Raw genomic sequence first — 23405 nt, forward strand, 5'->3', positions numbered from 1 at the left:
TATGGCGGGTGGGGGCGTGGAGGGTCATGAGCGTAGCGTGCAGCGCATGGCACAATTTGTTGTCTGACCACTGACCGTAGTGGCCGATATCAGAGAATTGCAACGGAGTTGGTCTCGAGACGAAACAGCAGGTGATGTGTCGAAGCTCTTTACCGAGTTAGGAGTGGTAACTTCTCGTGCTTAGCGAAGGGACCCGCTGACGGCCGTGCCCCTATAAATACTTCTGTCTTTTTTGGATGTTTAACTTATCCGATGCCTCACTCAGCTTAAATGATCGTTGAGGCTAGTCGGGCCTGTACTCATAGGAGTGATTTAACCATGAATATTATAATGCTCGCTGGGCGAGTCCTAATTAGTTTGCTTTTTATTTGGAGTGGTCTGGGTAAATTGATGAACTATGGAGCAGCGATAGATTATATTAATAGTGCTGGATTGCCATTCGCTTCACTAGCCTATTTTATTGCCCTTGGTGTAGAGTTGATCGTCGCTCCAGCGCTATTGCTTGGTTTTAAAACCAAGATGGCAGCGGCGATCATCGGTGCCTTTTCCGTTGTGGCGGCTGTGCTTTTTCATCTCCATCCAGACGATGCTAACCAAATAACACACTTTATGAAAAACCTGACCATCAGTGGTGGTCTGTTGTACGTATTTGCCGGGGGCGGTGGGGCGTACAGCTTGGACAGTTCACTTAGTAGGAACTAATGACTTAGATAATTTGTTTAAGTTCTGGCGCACTTTACATCGTGCGTCCGGCTCCTTTTAACGAAATAATATCAAACATGCTCGGAAGTTCTTCTATGAGCGAGTCCGTTGTCCAAGCCGTGCTGGGCGATATTCCTTACCAAGTGACACTCACCAATGAAGTGCATCGTTGGCTCAGTGATGTAAGTCACGGTTTAGGCGGCGTCAACTCAGGTCCCGACCCTCATCAGCTACTGCTGTCTGCGCTGGGGGCCTGTACCGCGATCACAGTGTCCATGTTCGCCAAGCGTAAGGCGATACCGCTGGCCGGCATTCATGTCGAGCTGAGCATTGTGGAAGATCAACAGATCGCCTCGACTCGCACCGAAATTGTACGCACGATCACACTGTATGGAGAACTTGAGCACACGCAGCGACTACGCTTGTTGCAAGTCGCCAATGCTTGTCCGATCCACTCACTGTTAAACGGGGCTGTCGACATCCACAGTCAATTGGCTACGCAGGAGCATGCATGAGCAATCAAGAGCACCAATGCCAGCTGTCCAGTTCGGCAGATTGCCCGAGGGAAAAGGGCGCCCATGAGATTCAACGCATTGCTGCACGTACCGCACTGGTCGGCGGCGGAATCCCGGTTAACCGGCTTATGCCTTCAAGGCAACGACGTACAATCGGTGCCTGGTGCTTTCTCGATCACGCCGGCCCGGCGGTCTTTGAAAGCCACGCCGGGCTGCGTGTCGGCCCCCACCCGCACATCGGCTTGCAGACCTTTACCTGGATGATCAAAGGTGAAGTCTTGCACCGTGACAGCCTGGGCAACGTACAGGTGGTTCGTCCAGGCCAGGTCAACTTGATGACGGCCGGGCGTGGCATTACCCACACCGAAGAGTCGCTGGCGCAGGAGCACCATTTGCACGCGGCACAGTTGTGGATTGCCTTGCCCGAGGCCGACAAGGACTGCGCCCCGGCGTTTGATCACTACCCCGATTTGCCGACCTGGTCCGAAGGTGGCTTGCAGGCCACTTTGCTGGCCGGAAGTTTCGCCGGCCGAACCGCACCGGGTCGATTCTATTCGCCATTGGTGGGCATCGACCTGCGATGTGACGATACTGCGGTTGCAACGTTGAGCCTGGACCCGCAGTTCGAGTACGGCATCCTGCCCTTGGAAGGCGCCTTCAGTATCAACGGGCAGACCTTTGTCAGCGACGAACTGGCCTATCTGGGGCGTGGCCTGAATGACGTTACCTTGCAAGCGTTCGGTGCCTCACGTGGGTTGCTCCTGGGGGGTGTGCCGTTTACCGAGGAGATTCATCTATGGTGGAACTTCGTGGCGCATGACAAGGCCGAGATCGCCGAGGCCCTGCATGCCTGGAGCAGCCATGACCTGCAACGATTCGGCGATGTCGAGGGGTTTGACGGCGAGCGTCTGATTGCCCCTGAGTTTGTGTGGCCGCGCCCTTGAGTCGCTTATGCAGCCACTGATCAACTATTTCAAAGTGGTATTCAACCCCGGCCTCGGGGTATTGCTGTTTGCCTTGCGCACCGTTGCAGCAGGGCTGTTGACATTGTACCTGGCGTTTATCTTCGATCTTGATCAGCCGAAATGGTCGGTAATGGCTGTGATTGTCGTCAGCCAGCCCTTGGGAGGCATGGCGTTGCAGCGCAGCTTCTCGCAGATTATCGGCACCCTGGTCGGCGCTGCAGTGGCGGTATTGATCATGGGGATTTTCCCTCAAGCGCCACTGCCCTTTATTGTCACCCTGTCGTTATGGTTGGCGTTCTGTACTGCTGGCGGCACGCTGCTGCGCTACACCAGCTCCCACGCGTTCGTGCTGAGCGGTTTTACCGCCGTCGTGGTGGGGTTGCTGGCGGTACCGGAGCAAGACAATACCCTGATGCTGGCGATCACCCGACTCACTGAGACATTGCTGGCGGTCGCTTGTGTGTTCTTGGTTAGCCTATTGACCGCGCGCCCGGAAGTGGTAGCACGGGGCTACTTCGCCAAGGTCGATCAGGTGCTGAAACTGATGGCTACCCACGCTGCGGCAGTGACCCGTACCGAAGAGAGCGAGGCCGACTTCCACAAGCGCCAGATGCGCCTATTGGGGGAAATCGGTGCACTGGAAGGATTGCGCCGGCATCTGTATTTCGATGCGCCACGGTTGCGTAGTGCCAATGGGCTAGTGCAATTGCTGGGTAATCAATTGGTGTTACTGACGTCTCGGCTGACGGTCCTGCGCCGACAGCGCACGCTGATCGGCGAGCGCTGGGAAGGCGATCTTCCCGAAGATATTCAACAGCTACGAGCTGAAGAACTGGCGTTTCTGGATGCGCTGGCAGTGGCGGGGCGCTCATTATCGGCCGAGGCGCGCAAAGGATTTACCGCGCTCCAACTGCGGTTTGATCAACAGGCAAAAAAGGCCGAGCAACGCGATGAGCCCATGTCTGGCACGTTGCGCGCATTAGCGTGGGCCTTGCGTTGGGAGCAGGCGCGTCTGCTGCAGCAATTGGAAGATATCCTTGAACTCAGCGATGCGATTCAAGATGGCCGTCAGGCCAGTTGTGTGCACCGTCAAGGGCAGAGCAACCCGTTGTACCTGGACTGGCGCCTGGCTGGGATGAACGCGGCGCGGGCCTTTATCGCGTTGCTTGCCTGTGGGTTGATCTGGATCGAAACCGCTTGGGACGGTGCCCGGGCGGGGATGATTCTGGTGGGTATCCTCTGTTCATTGATGGCGACCTTTCCTCGGCCCCTGGCTGCGAGTCAGAACTACGCGCGCGGGTTTGGCCTGTCGCTGGTGATTTCAGCGGTCTATCAATTCATGTTGGTGCCCGCCATTGGCGATGTCGAAATGCTGCTGTTGGTTCTGGCGCCGCTGCTCTATGTGATCGCCGTGGGGCTGGCCAGCCCGCTGACGGCCGGGATAGGCATGGGCCTTGGGCTTTCGACCTTCTTGATGGTGGGCCCGCAGAATATCGGGGCCTGGCAGAACACCGCGAGTCATTGGTTCGAATTTGCCGGCGCCTATATCGGGGCTTGCACCTTATCGTTGCTGGTGTACTCCTGGGTGTTTCCATTCAATCCGGCCCGGCGTATCCAGCGTCTGTTCGATGAGAGCCGGGAGCAGGTGTACGTCTTGCTCAAGACCTCAGCGGCGGACCAACAGCAGTTCGCTTTTGAAAGCCGGATGATGGACCGTCTGACGATGATGCTGGGGTTATTGCCGGCCACCAGCGATCAGCGCTCCAACGCGTTATTCGAGGTCAGCCTGGCATGCATGGCCTTGGGGGTGGCACTCAGTCAGCTCAGCCAGCAAGGCCAAAGCAATGAACTGCTGACGGCGGAAACCAAATCGCGCTTGCAGTCGGTTCTGAATCAGTCCGGTCGCTATGTGGCGGGGCGGGGTCGTATCGATGTGTTGACCTTGGCCGCCGATTTGCGGCGTCTGGGTGATGAATTAGACCAATTACATGGCACCGCCTCGCCATCCGGGCATGAGCAGTTGTGGTGGGTGTTCCGCATCCGGGTAGCGCTGCTGATTGTCGCTTCTTTCATTGAACGCTACCGCGAGTTTCTTGAGCCTGCAGAAGAAGGAGTACCGACCCTTGCCCATTGATTTCGAGGTCGGCGGTGTCTACCTGCCGCCGATTGCTCAGGCCTTGCTGCTGGCGCTGCCGATTTTCATGCTGCTGGACTGGGCTTTGCGGCGGCTTGGTGTACTGCGGTTTGTGTGGCATGAGGCGCTGTTTGAGGGCGCGCTCTATGCCGGCGTCTGTGCTGTTGTCATTTTAGTGATGGGAACCCCATGAGCTTGAAAAAAAGCATTCCCCAACTGAGCACCTTGCTGGTGGTCTTGCTGGCATTGGTACTCGGTTGGTTCGCCTGGGAGCACTACACCCGCTCGCCCTGGACCCGTGATGCGCGAGTGCGTGCCGATGTCGTGACGTTGTCGGCGGACGTTTCGGGGCTGATCGTCAGCTTGCGTGTGCAGGATAACCAGCATGTGATGAAAGGCGATTTATTGTTGGAAATTGACCCGGCGCGTTACGCCCTGGCTGTCGAGCACGCCCGGCGTTCGGTGGAAGTTGCCAAGGCCACGATGGGCCAATCGGAAGCGGCGATCATCGCCAGTGAGGCCCAGCTCAAACAGCGCCAGAGCGAAGAGCGGCGGCGGCGCAGCCTCAAGCAAGGCTTTGCCATCTCCGGCGAAGAGTGGGAGAAGTCCAGCACCGATGTGGCGGTCGCCCAGGCGCAATTGCTCAGCAACCAGGCCAATCTCGGGCTGGCCCAGGCCAATGTGCAACTGGCAAAGGCCGCCTTGACTCAGGCTGAACTCGATTTACAGCGCACCCGGGTGGTGGCGCCGGTCAGTGGTTATGTCACGAACCTGTTGACGCGTCAGGGCGACTACGCCAGCGCCGGCAGCGCCTTGTTGGCCCTGGTGGACAGCGACTCGTTTTATGTCAGTGGCTATTTCGAGGAAACCAAATTGCCACGGATTGAGGAGGGCAGTCGGGTGCGGATTCAGTTGATGAGTGGCGAAACCTTTGGTGGCACGGTGCAGAGCATTGCGTTCGCCATTACCGACCGGGAGAACGCTCTCGGCAGTCGCTTGCTGGCCAACATCAACCCCAGCTACACATGGGTCAAGTTGGCCCAGCGGGTACCGGTGAGAATCCAGATTGATCCTGAATACGCCAGCAAGGGCCGCCTACGGGCGGGCACTACCGCGACGGTTACAGTGCTTGAACAACAGGAGCAACGCTAATGTCTATCTCTGTGAAGCGGCTCATGCGGCTTTCAATGTCGCTAAGTGTGTCGCTGTCGGCAGCAGGTGCTTACGCCGACAACTCAATGGACCAGCGGGATAACCTCAGCACGGGCATCAATGCACGACAGAAGGCAGAGTTGGCGGTCACACCGGGATTTGTCAGCGGTTCGTCCCTCAATGGGCTGCTGCGTAATTACTACCTGGGTCGCGATAATCACAACACCCCGTCGGGGTTGGATCAGCGCGAATGGGTACAGGGTGTGTACCTGTCGTTTCGCTCGGGATACACCGACACGCCGATCGGCGTCGGGGTCGATATTCATGGTTTCTATGGGCTCAAGCTCGACGGAGGCTCAGGCAGCGGCGGGGCCGGATTGCTACCGCTGGACTCGAGGAATTCCCCGGAGTCTGAGTTCTCTGCTGCGGGCGCGGCACTTAAGCTGCGCGGCTTTGACAGCCTGGTGCAGGCCGGTGATCAGTACCTGGAGAACCCGCTGGTGGCCAGCGGTGTGAGCCGGGTCTTCCCGCAGACCTTTCGTGGGGTGACGCTCAAGAATTACAGCCTGGAGAATGTGACCTTTGACACGGGCTGGGTCGACTCCACGCGCCTGCGTAACCAGAGTGGCCAAAGCCACCTGACCACCAGTTACGGCACGGGTAACAAGGCTGGGGTGGCCGCTGATCGTGAGAGTTCGCACATGAGTTGGTTGGGCGGGGTCTACAGTGCGCCGGGTGGGATGACGCTGACGGTGTATGGCGGCCAACTGAGCGATATCTGGAACCAGTACTACGCCGGGGTGAGTCATCCGTTCGCGCTGACCTCCAAGGTCACGCTGACGCCGTATGTGCATTACTTCAAAACCCGCGATCAGGGCCAGAGTCAGTTCGGGCGCATCGACAACAACACCTATACCGGTGGCTTGACCCTGTCAGGTGCCGGCCAGAGCCTGACACTGGGGGTACAGAAGGTGGATGGCGACACGCCGTTCGATTACGTCGTTCAGGACGATCGGACCTTTCTTTTCCTGAGCAACTCCCAGCAATACGCAGACTTCAACGCACCTGGGGAAACGTCCTGGAAGATTCAATACCAGACCAACCTGGCGTTTATCGATGCGCCCGACTTCCAGCTCAGTACCTCCTACACCCGTGGTGAAGCGGACTTGACCCGGGTCGACCCCAACAGTAAAGGCTACGGTTACATCTACAACGCGGCCGGTAAGGATGCCCATCATTGGGAGCGGGACGTCGCCCTGCGATATGCCGTGCCGGACGGCAAGGCCAAAGGTTTGAATATCACCCTGCGCTGGGCCGCACACCGTTCAGCGCAGGGATATACCGCGCCGGGCAATACGCGTGGCAACTCAAACGCCGATGAGTACCGGGTGATTGTCGATTATCCATTCAACGTTTTTTGATCGACAGTCAATGGGGATGTAAGCCTGAGAATTTAAACCTAAAAAAATTTCATATGAAGTGCGGATTTGTTGCCTCCCTTAGTGTTTTTTTTAACCTCTGCTTCTGAATAAAGTCGACATGTTCTGATGTAGAACTACCCGGTATTCACAGCGAGTGGGGTCCTGAGACGAGCGATGTCATCTTGCCGGCGGGCGGATGTTATCGGCCATGTAGTTAGCTATTTCGATCAGGTCGAGTTGTTCGTAAAAACCGAAATGCTCATTCGACTTTTACAGGGTTACTTCAGGCGCCTCATTACTTTACGTTCTTACACAGCAGTCGAACCGTGGTGTCTGAGCCGGGAGGCAGATATGAAAAACTATGGCCATATCAAGACTTTGGTACAACGCGTTGCTGAAGGCGCGCGCAAGGCCCCGGGTGTGCAGGTCACAATTAAGCGTCTGTCTGATACCCAGCACCCTGAAGCGTTTAAGGTATCTTATGGCAAAGTAGACCAAGAAACTCCTTTCGAATCCACCGCGGAACTGAGCGACGACGATGTAATGTACGTCGGCACACGAAGGCATCCAGTCTCCTTCTATGGTATGTCCACTGTGCTCTGTATTTCACGAGTAAGCGTTGGGATGCCATATGGCGCTTTGACCATTGCCGGTGATGATGGCTTTCGTCAGCCGTATACCTGTTAGTTAGATAGGCCACTCATCGAGGCGAACATGTCGTCAAGACCGCGACCAAATTGGTCGATAGGTATGGTATAATAAGTGTCAATGTTCGTTTTTGAACTCTGTTCGCTCTTGTAGCAGGAAGAAAGAATTAGATAATATATTTTGCCTGATGGCGCCTCAAAAAAATATTTTTGAAATAGAGAGGTAGGTTAAAATGTCTTGGGTAATATAGGCGTGGTGGAGTTAAGGCCTATGTTTCAGAATGGAATTTAAGCGCTTTTGCTAGTAGGGAAAACAACTCCAAGCTGTAAAGTGTTTTTGCTGGAGCTTCATTGTTTTATTTATGATTAACGCAAAGTAGGCATGCAGCAGTGATTGAAGCTTGAAATAACTTAAGGAGTGAGTTATGAGACAGCTAACATTTTTTGAAATTAATAAAATTTCCGGGTAGGAATTCATTCAGGATGACACATAAGGAGAGAATATGAATCGTAAAGGAAAAAGGCTCTTGGTCGCAATGATAGCCTTGCTTACTTTTTCAAGTTTTACATTGGCTGATTCTGTTGATAAAAATCCAAATATAAACACCGACACCCCCATTCCTCAATGGGTGTATCGCGTAGATTCAAGACCCCCAGAACGGATTTTTAATGACGGATTCTCGGCGAGGGGTAATTCATATGTGATAACAAATCACGTGATAGGTGCAGAAAATTTAGCGCAAGATGGTTATGTTTCTACTACCGGCGTTGAATCAACAGCAGTCAATATTGTGAACAGTGCGATCAATGATGTTCTTAGAAATACTTACGCTTGTTCATCGAGCCAGACAGTTTGTCGCGCATACGTTTACCAGATAAGACCTAGCTCATTTAATTACTTTTATATTCCAGCGCAACTTCCTGGTGGCGCGTTTCTTGACAGGTATCGTGGGCAAAATGAGTGGGTTGCAGTAGATAGAATTCCAAATGATACCATATATGGAGTAACCGTTTATGAAAGAACATTTAACACCAACTCTCAGGGGCAGTTGGTACCAGCAGGAAGTGCGAGGGTAGTCAGCCACAGTACCAATGCAATGTATAACCTTAACTCTTTAGGGTACTCCCCTAATGACTTCGCCAGTGCAGATGTCGGAGATACAATAAACACGTGTTCTAGTTCTCGAAATAAAGCAAGGCCCAAGGATAGTTTGGATCTCTGTAATTTGGGAAATATTGAAGGTGGTTTAGAAAATCCTGTTCTAGAAAAACCTCCTGTTGCAAGTAGTTCTTTTAAAAAAAATATTGATGCTTTAAATGGTAAAAGTGTCAAGATTCTGGCCTGGAAGGGGGCCGAGGCAACTACCTGGGGAGGACAAGTTTGTGTTTTTGGACTGAGCGGAGATGAATATCTATGGGCTACTCAATGTGTGTCGGATCGCTATCATGGATACAGTGCGCAGTGGGTACTAAATGTTTTAAAATCTTCATCTGATGAAGCAAGCATACAATTAAAACAAGATGGCAAATGCCTTATGATGACGATGAGTTATAAGTCTTGGTCAAAAATGGTAGATTGCTCTAGTGGCGACACACATTTAACGATTAGTAGTGACGGTGCGTTACAAAGTGCATCAGGAAAATACATGAACTTCAGCTACTCTGGACTGTACTGGGCTACGCCTTTTGGATACGTATATTCAGATTATAATAATAAACCAGAGAACAATAGTTGGGCTGAGTGGGGAATAGAAGGTTGGTAAAGGGGGTTGAAGTTCAACGGAACGAAAGCGTACGCTAAGGTCGGTCCTCTCTCCGTGAGCTGCCTCAATGGTCTTAGGGGTGGTCTGAAGTAGTCATGTGTTTCTGGCTGACTTCGGCCACCGCTGATTTTGAAAGTGGCGAGTCGATCCAAAACGCTCAGATCACTCACTCGTTTCTGTCTTTTTAGCCGCTGCGAGCACCTCGCGGCGGCTATTTCCCACATTACAGGCGCCCCTCTCCTGCATTGCTCAGTAAGTGTTCGTACCTGGCGGAAGCCCCAACTGCTCTGCCTTCAGGCCAAAACCATAGCGAATGCGGTCAGGCGTACGATCCTGTGAACCGTCAGCCGTCGCAGGGGAGTACAACCCTAATGAGACAAATGCAGCGATGTATGCGCCAGGCCCAGCTGCGGCAATTCGGCCCGGCGCCGCAATGGCATCGGCAATAGCCTGGGCCAAAGCGGCAGCCCCTTCACCGGCCTGAATAATGCCTTTCCCCGCCACTGTGATCACGTTGGCATTAGCAGGCATCGCTAAGGTACCGGCTGCGCTGAAACGGCCTGCCGAGCGGCAGCCTTTGCAGCAGCGTCAGCCGCCGCTTGATCCGCCACGCGCTTCGCTTCAGCCTCAGCGGCGATCCTGGCCGCTTCAGCAGCAGCGGCTTCGTCTGCAACACGTTTAGCTTCGGCTTCAGCCGCCAGTCTGGCGGCCTCAACAGCTGCCGCTTCATCGGCAATACGCTTAGCTTCAGCCTCCGCTGCAAGTCGCGCCTGTTCTGCGGCTTCAGCCGCCACGCGTTGTGCTTCAGCTTCAGCGGCAATACGGCTTTGTTCAGCTGCGATAGCGGTAAGTGTAGTGGCTCGCGTTTGAAAACACGTGGGCTCGCATTTAGCGGAATTTCTGGCTCACATTAACTGCATCCAGCCAAAGTCACCGGCTCACATTAATTGCAAATAGGCTTGCATTCGAAGGTTCGGGCTCGCATTTCATTGCGACGGGCTCATATTAACTGCAAATGACCAACGGCAAGATCGCACGCTCGGTCCTTTTGATCATCCATCTAGGTTTTGGCTAGCTCTTTGCTGGGTCTCATTCAAGCGTCCAAAACCCCAAGCGGCCGAGGCTTGCTGCCAATCCTAGGCGTGATGTCTGCCAACTGTTAAGAGTCTGGATATGTTGGTTTTGGGCATCGGTGTAAGCGGTCAGGGCATTGAGCAATTCAATCATGCTGCCAACCCCTGAACGGTAACGACCTTGCACCACTTGCAGTGATTGCCGTGACTGTGTAACCAGTTCACTGGTGCGTTGCAAGCTTTCAGTATCAATACGTAGTGTCTGATAGTTAGACCATAGATCCAGGGCAACTTGCTGTTCAGTATCGGCCAGTTGCGCCTGACCTGCTTCGACTTGAGCCTGTGCAATACGGATCTGGTAACTGCGTGAAAAGCCTTCAAACAGCGGAATGGAGACTTGCAAAGCGACGCTACGATCACGGTCGTTGCTGTTGCCATTGAACACTTGCGATTGATCATTACGCCCGCGTGACAGACTGGCCGTCAACGCAATACTGGGCATACCGGCGGCACGAGTTTCCTCGATGGCGGCTTTGGCCGCTTCGAGCCTGGCCTGTGCTGCGAGCATAGCCGGGTGCTCTTGGCGGGCCTGGGCTAGCAATTCATCGACTGCCTTGACGAAATGTGTGTCGGGAAAACGATTCAAGTCGCCAGCCAAATGCAGGGGCGTCTCCGGTGCCAGCCCTATGCGCAGAGCGATGTTGCCCAGAGCATTGCGCAAGGTGCCGCGGTCACGGATTTGCCGTAGGTAGGCTTGAGAGAAAGCAGTTTGCGCTTGCAGGCGATCGGATAGGGCCGCTGCCCCGGCTTTGTATTTGGCATCAGCGGCCTCAAGGTTTTGGGCCGCTACTTCAGCGATCTGGTCCGAGGCTGCCAGAGTACGCTCAGCGGCCAAGGCACCATAGTAGTCTTGCGCAGCCTGGATAAACGCAGCTTGCAAAGCCGAGTCTTGATTGGCATTGGCAGCTCGAAGCAACTGGCGCGCGTTATTGAGCGCCGCGTCGCGTCGCCCGAAGTCGAACAGTACCCAGTTCAGATCCAGGCTGGAGCTGTTGCGTCGCCGATGGCCGTCTCCGGAGCGTAAAGCCGGGTTGTCATAATCAATATTGCCGTTGCCGCGACTGCCATTGAGGCGACCATCCAGACGTGGCAGGTACGCCGACTGGCTGACTCCGACTTGGGCGGCCCGGGCCTTGGCGTTGGCCCAACTGAGGCGGACCTGTGGGTCGTGACAGAGAATCCGCTCAATCACCTCCTCCAGCGACAGTGGTGCGGACGGCGGGGCGAAATGACAAGCCAGATCGCTGCGGCTTTCATCATAGACTGCTTGCCGGGCCACACCGTTGGCTGTGCCGAACACGTCCGGCTCGTACGCCGAGGCTGGTGAGGCGTACCAACATAGGGCTGCCCACAGAGCATGTTGCAGGCCCTTCATAAGCTTTCCTGCACATTGCCCGTGGCGCGTAGTGTCCTGCGTTTATCGAGCACCACTTTACCGGCCTCGAGCATAATCACGCGTTGCGCGGAGGCGATGGTTTCCGGGCGGTGGGCAACCATCACCCGGGTGATGGGTAGACTATCAATCGCCTGGTTCACGCGTTGCTCGCAAGCGACATCAAGGTGACTGGTGGCTTCGTCGAGAAACAGGATTGCCGGCTTTTTATAGAGTGCCCTGGCCAGCAGCACTCGCTGCTTCTGACCTCCCGAGAGCACCGTACCCATATCACCCACAAGCGTGTTGTAGCCCATCGGCATTGCCAGGATGTCGTGGTGGATAGAGGCGGTCTCGGCGCACTCCATCACCCAGACTATGTCCGCATCGGGGTCGAAGAAACTAATGTTGTCTCTCAGCGAGCCGGCAAACAATACATCGTCCTGCATGACAGTCCCGACTAGCTTTCGCAGCCCATCCAGGCCCAACTGCGAAAGCTCGACACCAGATATGCGGATCTCTCCTTGGGTGGCAGGCAGGATGCCCAGCATCACATTGATTAAGGTACTTTTCCCGCACCCCGAGGGGCCAACAATTGCCACCGACTCGCCCGCTTCAATGCGTAGGTCGAGCTTGTCGAGGACCCAAGGCTCTTGCTCAGCATAGCGGTATTGCAGGCCGCGTATGTCGATGCTGGCTTCCCGGCTGCTTAGTGAGTTCGTATCGATGTTGCTGTGGCTGGTCTCGGGGGGGTGCAGGACAATATCGGCCAGTCGCTCGCCCTGCAGTTGCAACATACGCAACTCGAAGAACTTGTCGATCAGGTTTGCTACTCGGCTGTCGAACTGGGATTTATAGGCGCTGAAAGCCATCAAAACCCCGACGCTGAACTGACCGTCCATGACCATAATTGCTCCTAACCAAATCACCAGCAGGTTCTCTACACCAAACAACAGCCCATTCATTTGCTGATACAGCAATTGCAGCTTTTGTGTGCGCAAGCCAGCGTTGATTTGCTCAACCAGCAGACCCAGCCAGGCCGAGCGACGCTCTTCTTGGCGTTGGAATAGTTTCAACGGGCGGATTCCGCGCACCGTTTCGAGAAAATGGCTCTGTTGCCGAGCCGCGTGAATGATCTGTTCTTCCGTAGCGTTGCGTAGTGGCCGATACCAGGCCCAGCGTCCCAGCGCATACAGGCTCATCGCGATGACCGCGATGGCTGCGAGTATCGGGCTGTAGAGCAACATGATGCCTAGCGTGGCGACGGTCATCAGACCGTCCAGAATCGCCGTGAGAAAGGCTGCGGTCAGAGTCTGCTGAATACTGTCCACTGCACCGAAGCGCGAGACCACATCCCCCAGATGACGCTTTTCGAAGTACTGCATCGGTAAACGCAGCAGATGACTGAATACGTTTGCTCGCCACTGCACACTGAGTAACGTACTCAAGTGCATCATCACCCAGGCACGTACACCACTGACGGCCTGCTGCATGAGCAGCAGCAAGCCAAAACCGATGACCAGAGTGTTGAGCAAGTCGCGGTCGGCGCTGGCGATCACATTATCAATCGTCCATTGCAGGAAAAACGGACTCGTCAGGGCAAAAATCTCCAGGGCGAAAGCGAGAAGCAGTACTTGCAACAGGGAGCGATACAAACCAGTAACTTGGCCCATCAGGCCCAGCAACTTTATTCGTGGTTTGGTCTCGTTTTTTTCAAAACCACGGTCTGGCCATAGCTCCAGAGCCACACCGGTAAAACTACGTGACGACTCTGCGTGACTGACCTTGCGTAAGCCATGGGCTGGGTCGTGCACAGTGATGCTGTGCTGATTGACGGAGTGCAGCACCACAAAGTGGTTAAAGTTCCAATGCAATATGCAAGGAACTTTGAGCTTGCCCAAGTCATTCAGGTCGAGTTTGACGGCACGTGTGCCAAGTTTGAGTCGGTGCGCGGTTTGGATCAGTTGCTTGAGGGAAGCTCCTTTGAGCGACACGCTGAAACGCTGGCGCAATTCGACCATGTTGGCGCTATATCCGTGGTAGCCGGTAATCATTGCCAAACAAACCAGCCCGCACTCGGTGGCCTCAGTTTGCAGTACTACTGGCAAACGTCGGCCTAGACGCAGAGCAATGGCGTCGAGAAAAGACATAAGGGTTCTTCCTAGAGTTTGCCGGTCAGGCTGTAAAGAGGTTCCAGTACCCATTCGTAGAGTCGACGGGTGTCTTGCAAGATATCGGCCTCAATGAGCATTCCGCTCTGCAGCGACTTTGGCTTGCCGTATGCCATGACCGCCTGCTGGTCGAGATGAACCCGCAGGCGATACAGCTGCTCGCCGTTCTGCGCCAACCCAGGGACTTCGCCTGCCATGCTGGCCAGGTCGGCAGAGGGAACTGCGGTCTGCGAGATCGATAACACCTGAGCGTGATGCTGGCCAAATTTTTGATAGGGATAGGCTTGGTAGCGGACCAATACCGCATCACCAGGCTTAATAAAACCCACGGCTTTGCTGGGCACGTAGAGCTCCGCCTGGAGCACGCTATCCGTTGGCATGATGCTCAGCAATGGACGTGACAGATCGACTGTCTGGCCTATTTCGGCGAGCACAGCGGTGGCGATCCCGTCGCCAGGAGCGGTGATCACGATATTGCGTTTGGCTTCGCTTTCCGCCAGTTCCTGTTCGATCCCTGAGAGTTGTCGGCGCAGGAGTGACAACTCATTGGTCTGGCGGGTTTGCAGGCCTGCGAGCTCGTTTTTGCGTTCGGTGAGTTGCTGCTGCATAGCAGTGCGCTCGCGGTTCAGGCTCTGCAACGTCTGGTGCTGGCCCAGCAATTCGGCTTGACGCTGTTGGAACTGATCCGTGGAAATATAGCCTTTGTCCAGCAGACCTTGATAACGATTAGAGGCATCGCCGGCGAGTGCGACTAATTTGTGTTGGCCGCTGGCCTGTTCGACTAATGTGATCAGCTCGCTTTGCAGGCTGGCGACTTTGCTGGTCAGGCTGTTGCGTTGGACCCGTTGCAGTTGTTGGGTTTTCTCCAATTCATCAGATATCGACGCTCGTCGTTGCTTGAGTTGGTAACTGATGCTCGCCTGAACGGGGTCCGCACCAGAGCCGTAGCGCTCACTGGAGATACTCAGCAGCGGGTCGTCTCGGCGAACAACCTGGCCTTCGACCACAAATTTTTTGATGACGATACCGGTTTGAGGAGTGCGTACCTTTATCTGTCCTTTGGCCGAGACCAGTTGACCAGTCACCGTGCTGCGCTTGGTATAAGAGCCGGTGATAAAAAAAACCATCACAAGGCTTGCCATACCTACGGCAAGCAAGGTTAAAAAGGTGAATGACGTTGGTCGGATCAGGACAATTTCACCCAGCCATTTTGCTTGATGCGCTTCTTGCGCGGCGGTTCGAAAAAGCTTGTCGCTCACAAATCACTCCAAAGAGCTGACCCCTAATTCAAACGGGTCAGGACGCAGCGGGAAAATATAAAAACGTGAGCCCTCAACGGCTATCGAAGGCCCACGGTAGATCAGGCGAACGCAATATCGGTTTGCGCTGCTGTGCCTAACAGGTTAATTGAGAAGTCGGCAACATGGTCGCCTGAAAAATCGATGGATAGGCTGCTGTTTTTATTATTGTCGTTGGTCAGGACTATTTGGCCAGCAGTGCCATTAAATGCGTCGACGAAAACAAAAGCTGATTTGTTAGTGACGAATTTTACCAGAGCGGAAATATTGATGATGTCTTCGCCACTGGTGAAGTCCAGAATATGGTCCGGAACATTGGCGTAGGAGTCACTGACTTGGGTATAGAAAAAGGTATCTTTACCTGTACCGCCCACTAAGGTATCCGTACCCGCGCCACCGTACAAAGCATCATTGCCACCACCACCAAATAGTTGATCATTGCCCGCCAGGCCCTGCAGTATATTAGCGTTGTCGTTACCCACAACAATATTTGAAAGCTCGTTACCGAAGCCATTGATTTTATTGCTTTCAGTCAAATACAGGTTCTCGATATTCTTACTTAGGGTGTAAGTTACCGAAGCGTGCACACTATCGATACCTTCGCCGTAATTTTCGTAAACCTGGTCACCCACGTTATCAACGATATAAGTATCGTTATTGCCACCTCCATACATTTTGTCTTTACCCGCTCCACCGTCCAGTACATCATTACCGTCTTTACCGAGCAGGGTGTCGTTGCCCCAGCCGCCGCTAATATAATCATTGCCGTTACCGCCCTGCAGATGATCGGAGAAAATACTGCCCTTGATTGTTTGGTCGGTCTTAGGTACATCAACGAACCCTTTTAACAGCAGGTCCAGCGAGTTGGTAATACTTTGCGGGTTTCCGGAGAGCAACTCTTTGACTACACCGAGGCCCCCGGCGACATTCGAAATCAGACCAGTCAGTACACCTGAGAGTGAGGCCACCAACCCCACCTCAGCAGGGTTGGGGAACTTTACATAATTATCACCAAAGCCTAGAGGAGGAGGGAAAATATCACCTATAACACCTGCCCAGGCACTTTCAGGGAGGCCAAGGTTTTCCAAGGCTTGACCAACATCAGTAGCAACCACATCTTTGGCGCTGGGCATACCTCCGGCCTCGACCGAGTCCAGAATCACCATTTGCGCCAGTTTATTGGAGGCAATCTGAAATTCGGCTTCACTGATCCGATGTCCGGCCAATGCGCCGGCCATGCTGGTCGAGCCACGGACAAATTCACTGAAAATTGAGCCATCAGACGCATTGATGCCCACTACATCGCTGATCCAGGCTTCGAGTTTGATTAGCTCTCGGGATTTTTCGTCCCCAAACAAGTATATGAATGTAGGAGGGCCATCACCTGCGTAGGCAACGCGAGCCTCGTGGACAATATCGCGGATGTAGCGATAACCGTCGGCATATTGCTCAGTGGTATTAAACTGCAAGAGGGCATCTTTTTGTTCTTGCGTGTAGCTGACCAGTACATTTCCATTTGTGAAAGGCATAATAAAGCTCCATAGTCTAAATAAAGAAGTGCTATTGCCATCTGTAATGGTAATAGCACTTCCTAGGGGTTAGGAGTTGCTCCACTCCTGTCCAAAGTGACTCGGTTGAGTCGGTGTGTAATTGCCTCCCAAGAGGGTGCCTGTTTGGCTCACGGCACTTTGAATCCCAGCGATAATCTTATCTCCGGCATAGTGAATCGGTGCAACCCCTGGGATCAGGTTAAGTGCCTGTCCGATCGGGGCGACCGCATTTAGCAGGCCATTACTGACGTCTACACCAGCCTGCAGAGCACTACCAAGCAATCGGTCCAGGATAAAACCACCGCTGACTGCTTCGATTTCTTCCAGACTCAGATCTTTAATAGAATTATCGCTCATAGAATATTCCTTTTCGGATGATTAGGGTATTTCGATATGGCATTTAGGCATATGCATGCTTTTGCCACATTTCCTTTTACTCAAAAGAAAACAACATATCAAGCACATTAACTGAAGGGGCGTGTTTTGTTGGGAGCTGGATGATTAATGACTAATTGGTCAGGTATTTGCCGTCGAACTATTGGCGTCAACTATTGTGTACGCCAATGAATTTAGAATTATTTAAATTTTAAATTCGCCAGAAACTATAAGCCAAATTCCCAGAAAGCCCCGTCGGAAAAGTCGAAAGATAACAAAGCCCTAAAGTTGTTGCGGAGAAATCCCAGATCAAGCGGGGGGCTCTCTTGTCTCTAATTTTATAGTTCTCATTTCGGTATACCCAACCGATACTCTCAGGTGAGACAGTTTTCTTGTCTCAATAGGGTTGTCTTTCGATTTTGGTATGCTAGCTTTGCAACGTCTAAAGCCTAACGAGACAAACCTCACCCATGGCACTATACGGATATGCCCGAGTCTCCAGCAGCGACCAAGATTTTGTGCTGCAAGAAAAAACCTTGCGCGAAGCGGGTTGTGACGTGGTTCGTGCCGAAAAAGGAAGCGGGGCAAGCCGAGTGGGTCGAACGGAGCTTCAAACGCTGCTCGATTTCCTACGTCCTGGCGATACGCTAGTAGTTACACGCATTGACCGTCTTGCACGAAGCATCAAAGATCTTCAAGACATCGTTTACACGCTGAAAGAGCGCGGCGTCAGTCTCAAGGCGACTGAACAGCCAATCGATACGCTCAGCGCGGCCGGCAAAGCCTTCCTGGATATTCTGGGCGTTTTTGCAGAATTTGAAACCAACTTGCGACGTGAGCGCCAACTTGAGGGGATTGCTGACGCTAAAGCTCGTGGCGTTTACCGAGGCCGTAAACCGTCCATTGACCCTCTGGAGGTTCAACGCTTGCGGGCTGAAGAAAAACTAGGCGCGACAGAGATTGCTCGACGGCTTGGCGTCGGTCGTGCCTCAGTGTATCGAGTGTTAGCTCAGCATGGACACCAAGCGTAATTTCATTACTGTCGACTCGCTGTTGCAGTTGCGGCAGCGATTGGATCTTTTGCCACGCAAAAGTCCTGAGCGCGCCAGACAGGTGTAGGCCGTTGCCGAGCTATACGGCATGTCGTCGACCACGGTCTACCGTGCATTGCATGCTTTCAACAAACCGCACGCAGTACATCGCGCTGACCACGGCAAACCACGCAAACTCCCCAAAGCCGAGCTAGAGCGCTATTGCGATCTGGTCGCGGCTTTGAAACTGCGCACCACCAACAAGAACAAGCGCCATCTCTCTACAGCCAACGCAATCAAGCTGCTGGAGGATTTCGGTGTTGAGACGAAGCAAGTGTCTAGTCCTGAAATAGGTTTACACCTGTTTCAGTCTCAAAACGCCGATACACCGCATCGGGCGTTTTGTATTTCAGGGATAAGTGCGGCCGCTCCCGGTTGTAGATTTGCACCGACTCATCCACCATTTTCACTGCATCCGCCAGGTCTTTAGGACGATGCAGCAAAAACTCAGTCTTCAAAATCGCATTTATCCGCTCCGCCATCGCGTTCTGATAGCAATCATAACCGTCAGTCATTGAGCACCTGATTCCATGCCGGGTATGCATCCGTTGGTATAAATCGGAGCAGCACTGGGCGGATTCAACCGGTCGTCGCAACACCTTGATCGAGGTGTTTATGGGACGACCCGCAGGATGGATGCAAGAATTGACGGGCCGGGGAGCGATGCGTTCTCCAGGTGCACCCTCACTTCGTAATGAGATCGAGCGGCTATTTTGGGTGCAGATTGCAACAGGCATCACAAGCGAAAAGGCAGCACATGCCGTTGGCGTATCAACAGCGGTAGGTACACGCTGGTTCCCGCGTTGGGAGATAGGTAATGTCTGCGACCCAAACCTGCTCAGGTCTGCTGGCTACAACTTGTTCCGGGCCAGCTTTGAGTAGGTTGGGGTGACGGCGGAAGCGATGATGGCTATGCGTGGTTTTATGATAAGCACGTTTGCGAGGGACCAACTCTCGCGCCTCTCGCAAGATGGAAAACAGGCGGTCTCGACCGACACGTAGCGCCGCTGTGGCTTCAATTACCATCAGATGGTGCAGTTTGCGCGTCCCAAGCCTCGGTTGGCGGCGACGCTTTTCCAGAACGAATTCCACGACTTGCTGGTCTTGGCAAACTCTCGCGTCAAAGGCTCGGTTGCGCTTGTAATACGCTTGGCGCGAAATGCCCATAAACAGGCAAGCCCTGGTAATGCTCAGGTCTTGGACTTGCCCTTGCGAGAGGACTTGCCGGGTCGCTTTTTTACGATGGACACACCATAATCATTTTTCAAGACGTTCACGACAGCTTCAAAGAACTGGGCCTTCTGATTGCTCAGCGCCAACTGTTCTTCAAGCTCTTTGATCCGCTGTTCGGGTGTCAGCGGGAGGTTGGGGTCGGTCATCGGCCTGCTCCGCGGCGCTCGGATTGAGGCGCCTTGGCTCCAGTCCTGTCGGCCATGCTTGCGTAACCAAACCAGTACCGTGGACCGGCCTTGAATGCCAAAGCGCCGTTGAGCCTCTTTATAACTCAACTCGCCTTTTTCGACTTGATCTACGACTGACAATTTAAAAGCTCGCGTGTAATCGCGCTGGCTCCGCCTTTTTCCCGTATCCATTGAATCCTCCTGAAGATCGGTCAGAAGGTGTAAACCTTATTCAGGACGGGACAAAGGGCATAAAAAGGCCCTGTCCATCGCTGGCGGGCCTTTGAAGTTCATCTGCATGTCCTGAATAAATGTGTCACTACCGCGAAACGCTGAGGTGGCGCTGGTTACAGCAGTCGTCATGTTTTGCATAAGCCACACCATCGGTTCCACTGGAGGTGGGCTCTTGGTGGAAGGCGGTGCTGGTTTTCAGGTCTTGAGCGATGTCGTTTACATCGAGCTTGAACAGATGCATGCGCCAAGGCTCACGCCACGAGTTGCAGTGCAGCATTCAGGGCTTTCTGTTTGAGTGCCGCACCTTGGCCAAACCAGGCCGAATCCAATCGATACTCCGAGCTTCGGGCTCGTCGCTCGTGATCAACGTACTCGGTTACCGCGTTCAGCAAACCCCAGGCGGTGCCGCGAGCGGACAGCAGATCAGCACCTCGACCTTTTCCTTCATACAGGCTTTGCACCTTCTCTATTGCTCGCTTATTGGGCAGTACTATCGGGGATAGGGGCATTCGCGCAGGTGTCACACAGTACGTCCATAAAAAGCCAAGTGCTTCTTTAGACTGAACCTTGCGTTCGGCGAGTGTACGCATGAGGTACATGAAGTCGTCCCATCGTGAGACGGTGATGCCCAGTTGCTGTTTGATGGTGTGAGGATCGAAGCGCGTAGCAATGTTTCGCAAGGCCAACAATGGCGCGAGGCTTACCCCACCAGACGCCGGGTAGATTTAAGCGAGCCACCACATCGCCCGTTAATCAGCATTGCAAAAAGGGAGGGTGACCATAGATTTTTTCGTCTATGGAAAACCGGAGACCCCTTTACCAGCAAGACATAAATGCATCAGTGCATTTTGGCTGCAAAATAAATGCGATTTTGCATTGACTTGTCATGCATAAATGCATATTGTTTGCCTCAAGCCGGCCAATAAAGTCTGGTGGAGACGGCAGGGGTGCTGCTAGGGAAGACAAGGAAGGCACGCAAAACCGGCAAGGATGCCGAGGCTCTTTAGTTTCACCGCTTCACGCAATACAGGCAGCGATGAACCGGCCTTAACGGTTCAGAGGGTTGGCAACTGACCCGGGTGTGCAGCGTAAAACACCAGAAGCAGTTATCCGGCAGGCAAGGAACGTGGTCGGAGCTAATCATTTAAATGGACCCGCATCGTGCCAGTAGCGCCGAAAGGCCAGGGCCGTGTTACTGAAGAGGGCGCCCTTGGAGGCGCTATGAATTTGAAACACATACGGATTAATCAACGCACCGGTGCCAGGCCGGTATTGCCTGGATCAACGGCTCAGTGGCAAAAATTTGCGCTAATTTTATCATGCCGGATAAACACCTGTTTTCATCGCACCGTGTTTAGCTTTTCAAGCGCAATACCACAGAGAAAGCCCCGCTTAACCTGAGGGATTTTTACGGCCTACCAAATACCCAAAAGCTCCGACAAGATCGGGGCTTTGCTATAGGGCGCAAAAAAAGAGGGCGACTCCAAGGGGTGTATCAGCACCCAATGAAGTCACCGGATCGCAGAGCTAGCCTGCAAGCCAGCCAAGGCCCTCCCACTCTCGCGAGAGTGGACGGAGCCTAGCAGAAACGCAAAGGGCTTTGCAGATGTTTAAAGAATGCCGTTGTGGCAAATGCAACAAGCTACTTGCCCGTGTGGGTGAGTTTAGCCGAATTCAAATCAAGTGCCCGCGCTGCGGAACCTTGAACCATATGAAGACCGAGAGTCTCGCTGAAGTGCCTACGAGCCCAAATGAATCGTTAGGAGAATAGTGATGACTGATACAACTAAATCGGCCCAGGTTATTGTAGGTGATGGTCCGCAATACGCGCTCCCTCACGTATTCATGTTCCCGGACCAGCTTGAAACGTTCATTGATAAGTTCATTGCCGTTTTGGGCGGTACTTTTGATCCGATCAGTGATATCAATTTAGCTGCTGTGCCTGCCACCATGCAGTTCACTGACCTTTACACCAGCGTTGGTGCGATCTCTGCCCAAGCCTACAAGGACAATGCACCTCCCTTCCCAATGGGCAAGGAGGCTGTTGGGTTTGCGGTGGTAGATATGAACAAAGCAATTCAAGTAGCTTCTTCGGGTGGGGCTAAAGTCTTGCGTCGCTGGGAGGTACTTGGCAACCAGGAGGCCATGATTGAGACACCGGGCGGTGTTCGAATTCAGTTTTATGCTTTTTCAGGTGCGGCACCTGCCAGGGAAATCCAGGAGTCGGTATCGAACACTCGATATTACCTGAGTGAGACTGATGCTGAAGCGTTTGTAACGAACTTTCTGGCAGCTACCAAGGGTACGCTTATCAGTGACGGCTATTACAGTTCTGAGGAGTTGGGTGTCGAGGGCGGAGTGTTTCGCCGGGTTCAAATCGAGTCGACTCTGGGTAACGTGAACATAATTGCTGTGACCTCAGATATTCGTGATGGGTTGAAATACCCGTATACTGATATCAAAACAGATTTTACCGTCGATGATCTGGCTGCAGTTGTTGAGAAGGCCCGTCAGAATGATGTTGATGTGTTAGTGCGTCCTGAGTACACCGATCCGAGCAATCGCCGTGCGGTATTGCGCTTCCCTGGTGAGTATGTGATTGAGCTTCGCCAGAATGCGTAGGGCTGGGTATTGATTTTGGGGGGAGGGCCAAGAGCTCCAGCCCCTTTTTTGCATGATAAACCGCGCCATTTGCATTCATTCCGAGCCCCGGCATATGCTGCGGCTATTTGTATTCGACTCCACTACATCCATCGCTCTTAGGAGGGTGTAGGCAAAGTCAAGTCGCGAGCCAGCGTGCGAGCTCCAGGCCTCGCTCACAGCAAACAACCGGTCGTGGTGCATAATCAGTCGCCGAGCTCTCTCGCTCCAAGCATGAGTCCGCTCCACCACCCACCGCTATCGCCCCTGTCGTCCTGGCCTTGTCAGCGTCTATTCGATCTTGCCCAAGGCAGATCCGTCTGACGTCTACCGTTTGCTTTCGCCCCAGGTCGCCACCCATGGCACGCCCGTGTCATGGTCGTTGCGCCTGGCCAAACCACAGACTAGCGAGGTCCTCGACAGCACGCGCATTGCCGTGGCGCCTCATGGCGACTTGATCAGCAGCTATGGGAACTCGTGCTGGAGTGATCCGGAGCCGGTGCTGTTGCGTAATCGTCTGCTGGATGTGTTTCAGTGGGATGGGCGGGTAACGCTGTAAATACTGGTGACACCAATCTGCAGGCCGACTTTGAGTTAGGCGGGCAGTTGCAGGCATTCCAGATTGAGTGCCGGGGCGGTCGAGGTGATGATTCGTTTCGACGCGCGGCTGGTGCGAGCCGGTGATTAGCGGATTATTGCCAGCTGTAGAAGAATCGAAGTGCGCCAACCGGTGAGGTGGTTACAGGGTTGGGGATGCGCTGAGCAAACAGGTGGTAGATCGGACTGTAGGGTAGGGAAACAACGCGGCTAGACGCTGACGATCGCATTGTCGGCTCACTATT

Annotated in this window: 20 protein-coding genes and 4 pseudogenes; 14 read left to right on the forward strand and 10 right to left on the reverse strand. The window is 53.6% G+C overall.

The genetic code is table 11. The annotated features are described in order from the left end of the window. Positions 1-318 precede the first annotated feature (318 nt). The 9 genes from PSEBG33_RS16260 (at position 319) to PSEBG33_RS28640 (ending at position 9299) form a co-directional block, all read left to right on the forward strand. Complete coding sequence (locus PSEBG33_RS16260; RefSeq protein ID WP_005787186.1) at positions 319-702, forward strand: DoxX family protein; 384 nt, start codon at positions 319-321, stop codon at positions 700-702. A 95-nt stretch (positions 703-797) separates the two neighbouring features. Further along, the gene (locus PSEBG33_RS16255) at positions 798-1217 is read left to right on the forward strand and encodes an OsmC family protein (RefSeq protein ID WP_005787188.1); all 420 of its coding nucleotides are present in this window, start codon (positions 798-800) and stop codon (positions 1215-1217) included. Further along, positions 1214-2161 carry a pirin family protein gene (locus tag PSEBG33_RS16250; protein ID WP_005787190.1) on the forward strand — a complete coding sequence of 316 codons (948 nt, stop codon included), beginning with the start codon at positions 1214-1216 and terminating at the stop codon, positions 2159-2161. Before PSEBG33_RS16255 ends, PSEBG33_RS16250 begins: the two co-directional genes overlap by 4 nt. A gap of 7 nt (positions 2162-2168) precedes the next feature. Beyond that, positions 2169-4316 carry an FUSC family protein gene (locus PSEBG33_RS16245; RefSeq protein WP_005787192.1) on the forward strand — a complete coding sequence of 716 codons (2148 nt, stop codon included), beginning with the start codon at positions 2169-2171 and terminating at the stop codon, positions 4314-4316. Beyond that, entirely contained in the window at positions 4306-4509 is a 204-nt protein-coding gene (locus tag PSEBG33_RS16240) for a DUF1656 domain-containing protein (RefSeq protein ID WP_005787195.1), read from the forward strand. Before PSEBG33_RS16245 ends, PSEBG33_RS16240 begins: the two co-directional genes overlap by 11 nt. After that, positions 4506-5468, forward strand: a complete 963-nt coding sequence (locus tag PSEBG33_RS16235; RefSeq protein ID WP_005787197.1) for an HlyD family secretion protein — start codon at positions 4506-4508, stop codon at positions 5466-5468. Before PSEBG33_RS16240 ends, PSEBG33_RS16235 begins: the two co-directional genes overlap by 4 nt. Before the next feature lie 35 nt (positions 5469-5503). Beyond that, the gene (locus PSEBG33_RS16230; RefSeq protein ID WP_420066307.1) at positions 5504-6889 is read left to right on the forward strand and encodes an OprD family outer membrane porin; all 1386 of its coding nucleotides are present in this window, start codon (positions 5504-5506) and stop codon (positions 6887-6889) included. Between the two features lie 351 nt (positions 6890-7240). Continuing rightward, positions 7241-7576: a hypothetical protein gene (locus PSEBG33_RS29325; protein ID WP_157264145.1), complete on the forward strand. Its 336-nt coding sequence runs from the start codon at positions 7241-7243 to the stop codon at positions 7574-7576. Between the two features lie 463 nt (positions 7577-8039). Then, a complete protein-coding gene (locus tag PSEBG33_RS28640) occupies positions 8040-9299 on the forward strand; it encodes an enterotoxin A family protein (protein ID WP_005787202.1) in 1260 nt (419 codons plus the stop codon). 249 nt (positions 9300-9548) lie between these two features. Here PSEBG33_RS28640 and PSEBG33_RS16225 read toward each other — a convergent pair whose 3' ends face one another. The 7 genes from PSEBG33_RS16225 to PSEBG33_RS27250 all read right to left on the reverse strand — a co-directional run bounded on the left by PSEBG33_RS16225 (position 9549) and on the right by PSEBG33_RS27250 (position 17180). Beyond that, entirely contained in the window at positions 9549-9830 is a 282-nt protein-coding gene (locus PSEBG33_RS16225; protein WP_005787204.1) for a hypothetical protein, read from the reverse strand. After that, a complete protein-coding gene (locus PSEBG33_RS16220; RefSeq protein WP_157264147.1) occupies positions 9820-10119 on the reverse strand; it encodes a hypothetical protein in 300 nt (99 codons plus the stop codon). The genes PSEBG33_RS16225 and PSEBG33_RS16220 overlap by 11 nt, the downstream gene beginning before the upstream one ends. A gap of 269 nt (positions 10120-10388) precedes the next feature. Continuing rightward, complete coding sequence (locus PSEBG33_RS16215; protein ID WP_005787207.1) at positions 10389-11807, reverse strand: TolC family protein; 1419 nt, start codon at positions 11805-11807, stop codon at positions 10389-10391. Then, positions 11804-13954 carry a peptidase domain-containing ABC transporter gene (locus tag PSEBG33_RS16210; RefSeq protein ID WP_005787209.1) on the reverse strand — a complete coding sequence of 717 codons (2151 nt, stop codon included), beginning with the start codon at positions 13952-13954 and terminating at the stop codon, positions 11804-11806. The genes PSEBG33_RS16215 and PSEBG33_RS16210 overlap by 4 nt, the downstream gene beginning before the upstream one ends. Positions 13955-13965: 11 nt before the next feature. Next, the gene (locus tag PSEBG33_RS16205) at positions 13966-15234 is read right to left on the reverse strand and encodes an HlyD family secretion protein (protein WP_005787211.1); all 1269 of its coding nucleotides are present in this window, start codon (positions 15232-15234) and stop codon (positions 13966-13968) included. Between the two features lie 101 nt (positions 15235-15335). Then, positions 15336-16802, reverse strand: a complete 1467-nt coding sequence (locus PSEBG33_RS16200; protein WP_005787213.1) for a calcium-binding protein — start codon at positions 16800-16802, stop codon at positions 15336-15338. 69 nt (positions 16803-16871) lie between these two features. Then, positions 16872-17180 carry a hypothetical protein gene (locus tag PSEBG33_RS27250; protein ID WP_032803446.1) on the reverse strand — a complete coding sequence of 103 codons (309 nt, stop codon included), beginning with the start codon at positions 17178-17180 and terminating at the stop codon, positions 16872-16874. A 488-nt stretch (positions 17181-17668) separates the two neighbouring features. Between PSEBG33_RS27250 and PSEBG33_RS28645 the strand changes: the two genes are divergently transcribed. Continuing rightward, positions 17669-18229: a recombinase family protein gene (locus PSEBG33_RS28645; protein WP_005787215.1), complete on the forward strand. Its 561-nt coding sequence runs from the start codon at positions 17669-17671 to the stop codon at positions 18227-18229. Then, positions 18213-18557 (forward strand): annotated as a pseudogene (locus PSEBG33_RS29985) (IS481 family transposase); the annotation flags it as partial. The gene PSEBG33_RS28645 and the pseudogene PSEBG33_RS29985, both read left to right, overlap by 17 nt. Before the next feature lie 10 nt (positions 18558-18567). Here the strand turns inward: PSEBG33_RS29985 and PSEBG33_RS30130 are convergent. Then, positions 18568-19881 (reverse strand): annotated as a pseudogene (locus PSEBG33_RS30130) (integrase core domain-containing protein). A gap of 293 nt (positions 19882-20174) precedes the next feature. Further along, entirely contained in the window at positions 20175-20609 is a 435-nt protein-coding gene (locus PSEBG33_RS28665) for a DUF932 domain-containing protein (protein WP_420066308.1), read from the reverse strand. A gap of 920 nt (positions 20610-21529) precedes the next feature. Between PSEBG33_RS28665 and PSEBG33_RS28670 the strand changes: the two genes are divergently transcribed. After that, entirely contained in the window at positions 21530-21694 is a 165-nt protein-coding gene (locus tag PSEBG33_RS28670; protein WP_087945240.1) for a Com family DNA-binding transcriptional regulator, read from the forward strand. Positions 21695-21696: 2 nt separating this feature from the next. Then, positions 21697-22545, forward strand: a complete 849-nt coding sequence (locus tag PSEBG33_RS16195; protein ID WP_005787228.1) for a VOC family protein — start codon at positions 21697-21699, stop codon at positions 22543-22545. Between the two features lie 159 nt (positions 22546-22704). Here the strand turns inward: PSEBG33_RS16195 and PSEBG33_RS29330 are convergent. Then, positions 22705-22821: pseudogene (locus PSEBG33_RS29330) on the reverse strand (IS5/IS1182 family transposase); the annotation flags it as partial. Positions 22822-22861: 40 nt separating this feature from the next. Between PSEBG33_RS29330 and PSEBG33_RS27985 the strand changes: the two are divergent. Next, a pseudogene (locus PSEBG33_RS27985) lies at positions 22862-23357 on the forward strand (ABC-type transport auxiliary lipoprotein family protein). The last annotated feature ends 48 nt before the right edge of the window (positions 23358-23405 follow it).

Source organism: Pseudomonas synxantha BG33R (genome assembly GCF_000263715.2).
GTDB lineage: Bacteria > Pseudomonadota > Gammaproteobacteria > Pseudomonadales > Pseudomonadaceae > Aquipseudomonas > Aquipseudomonas synxantha_A.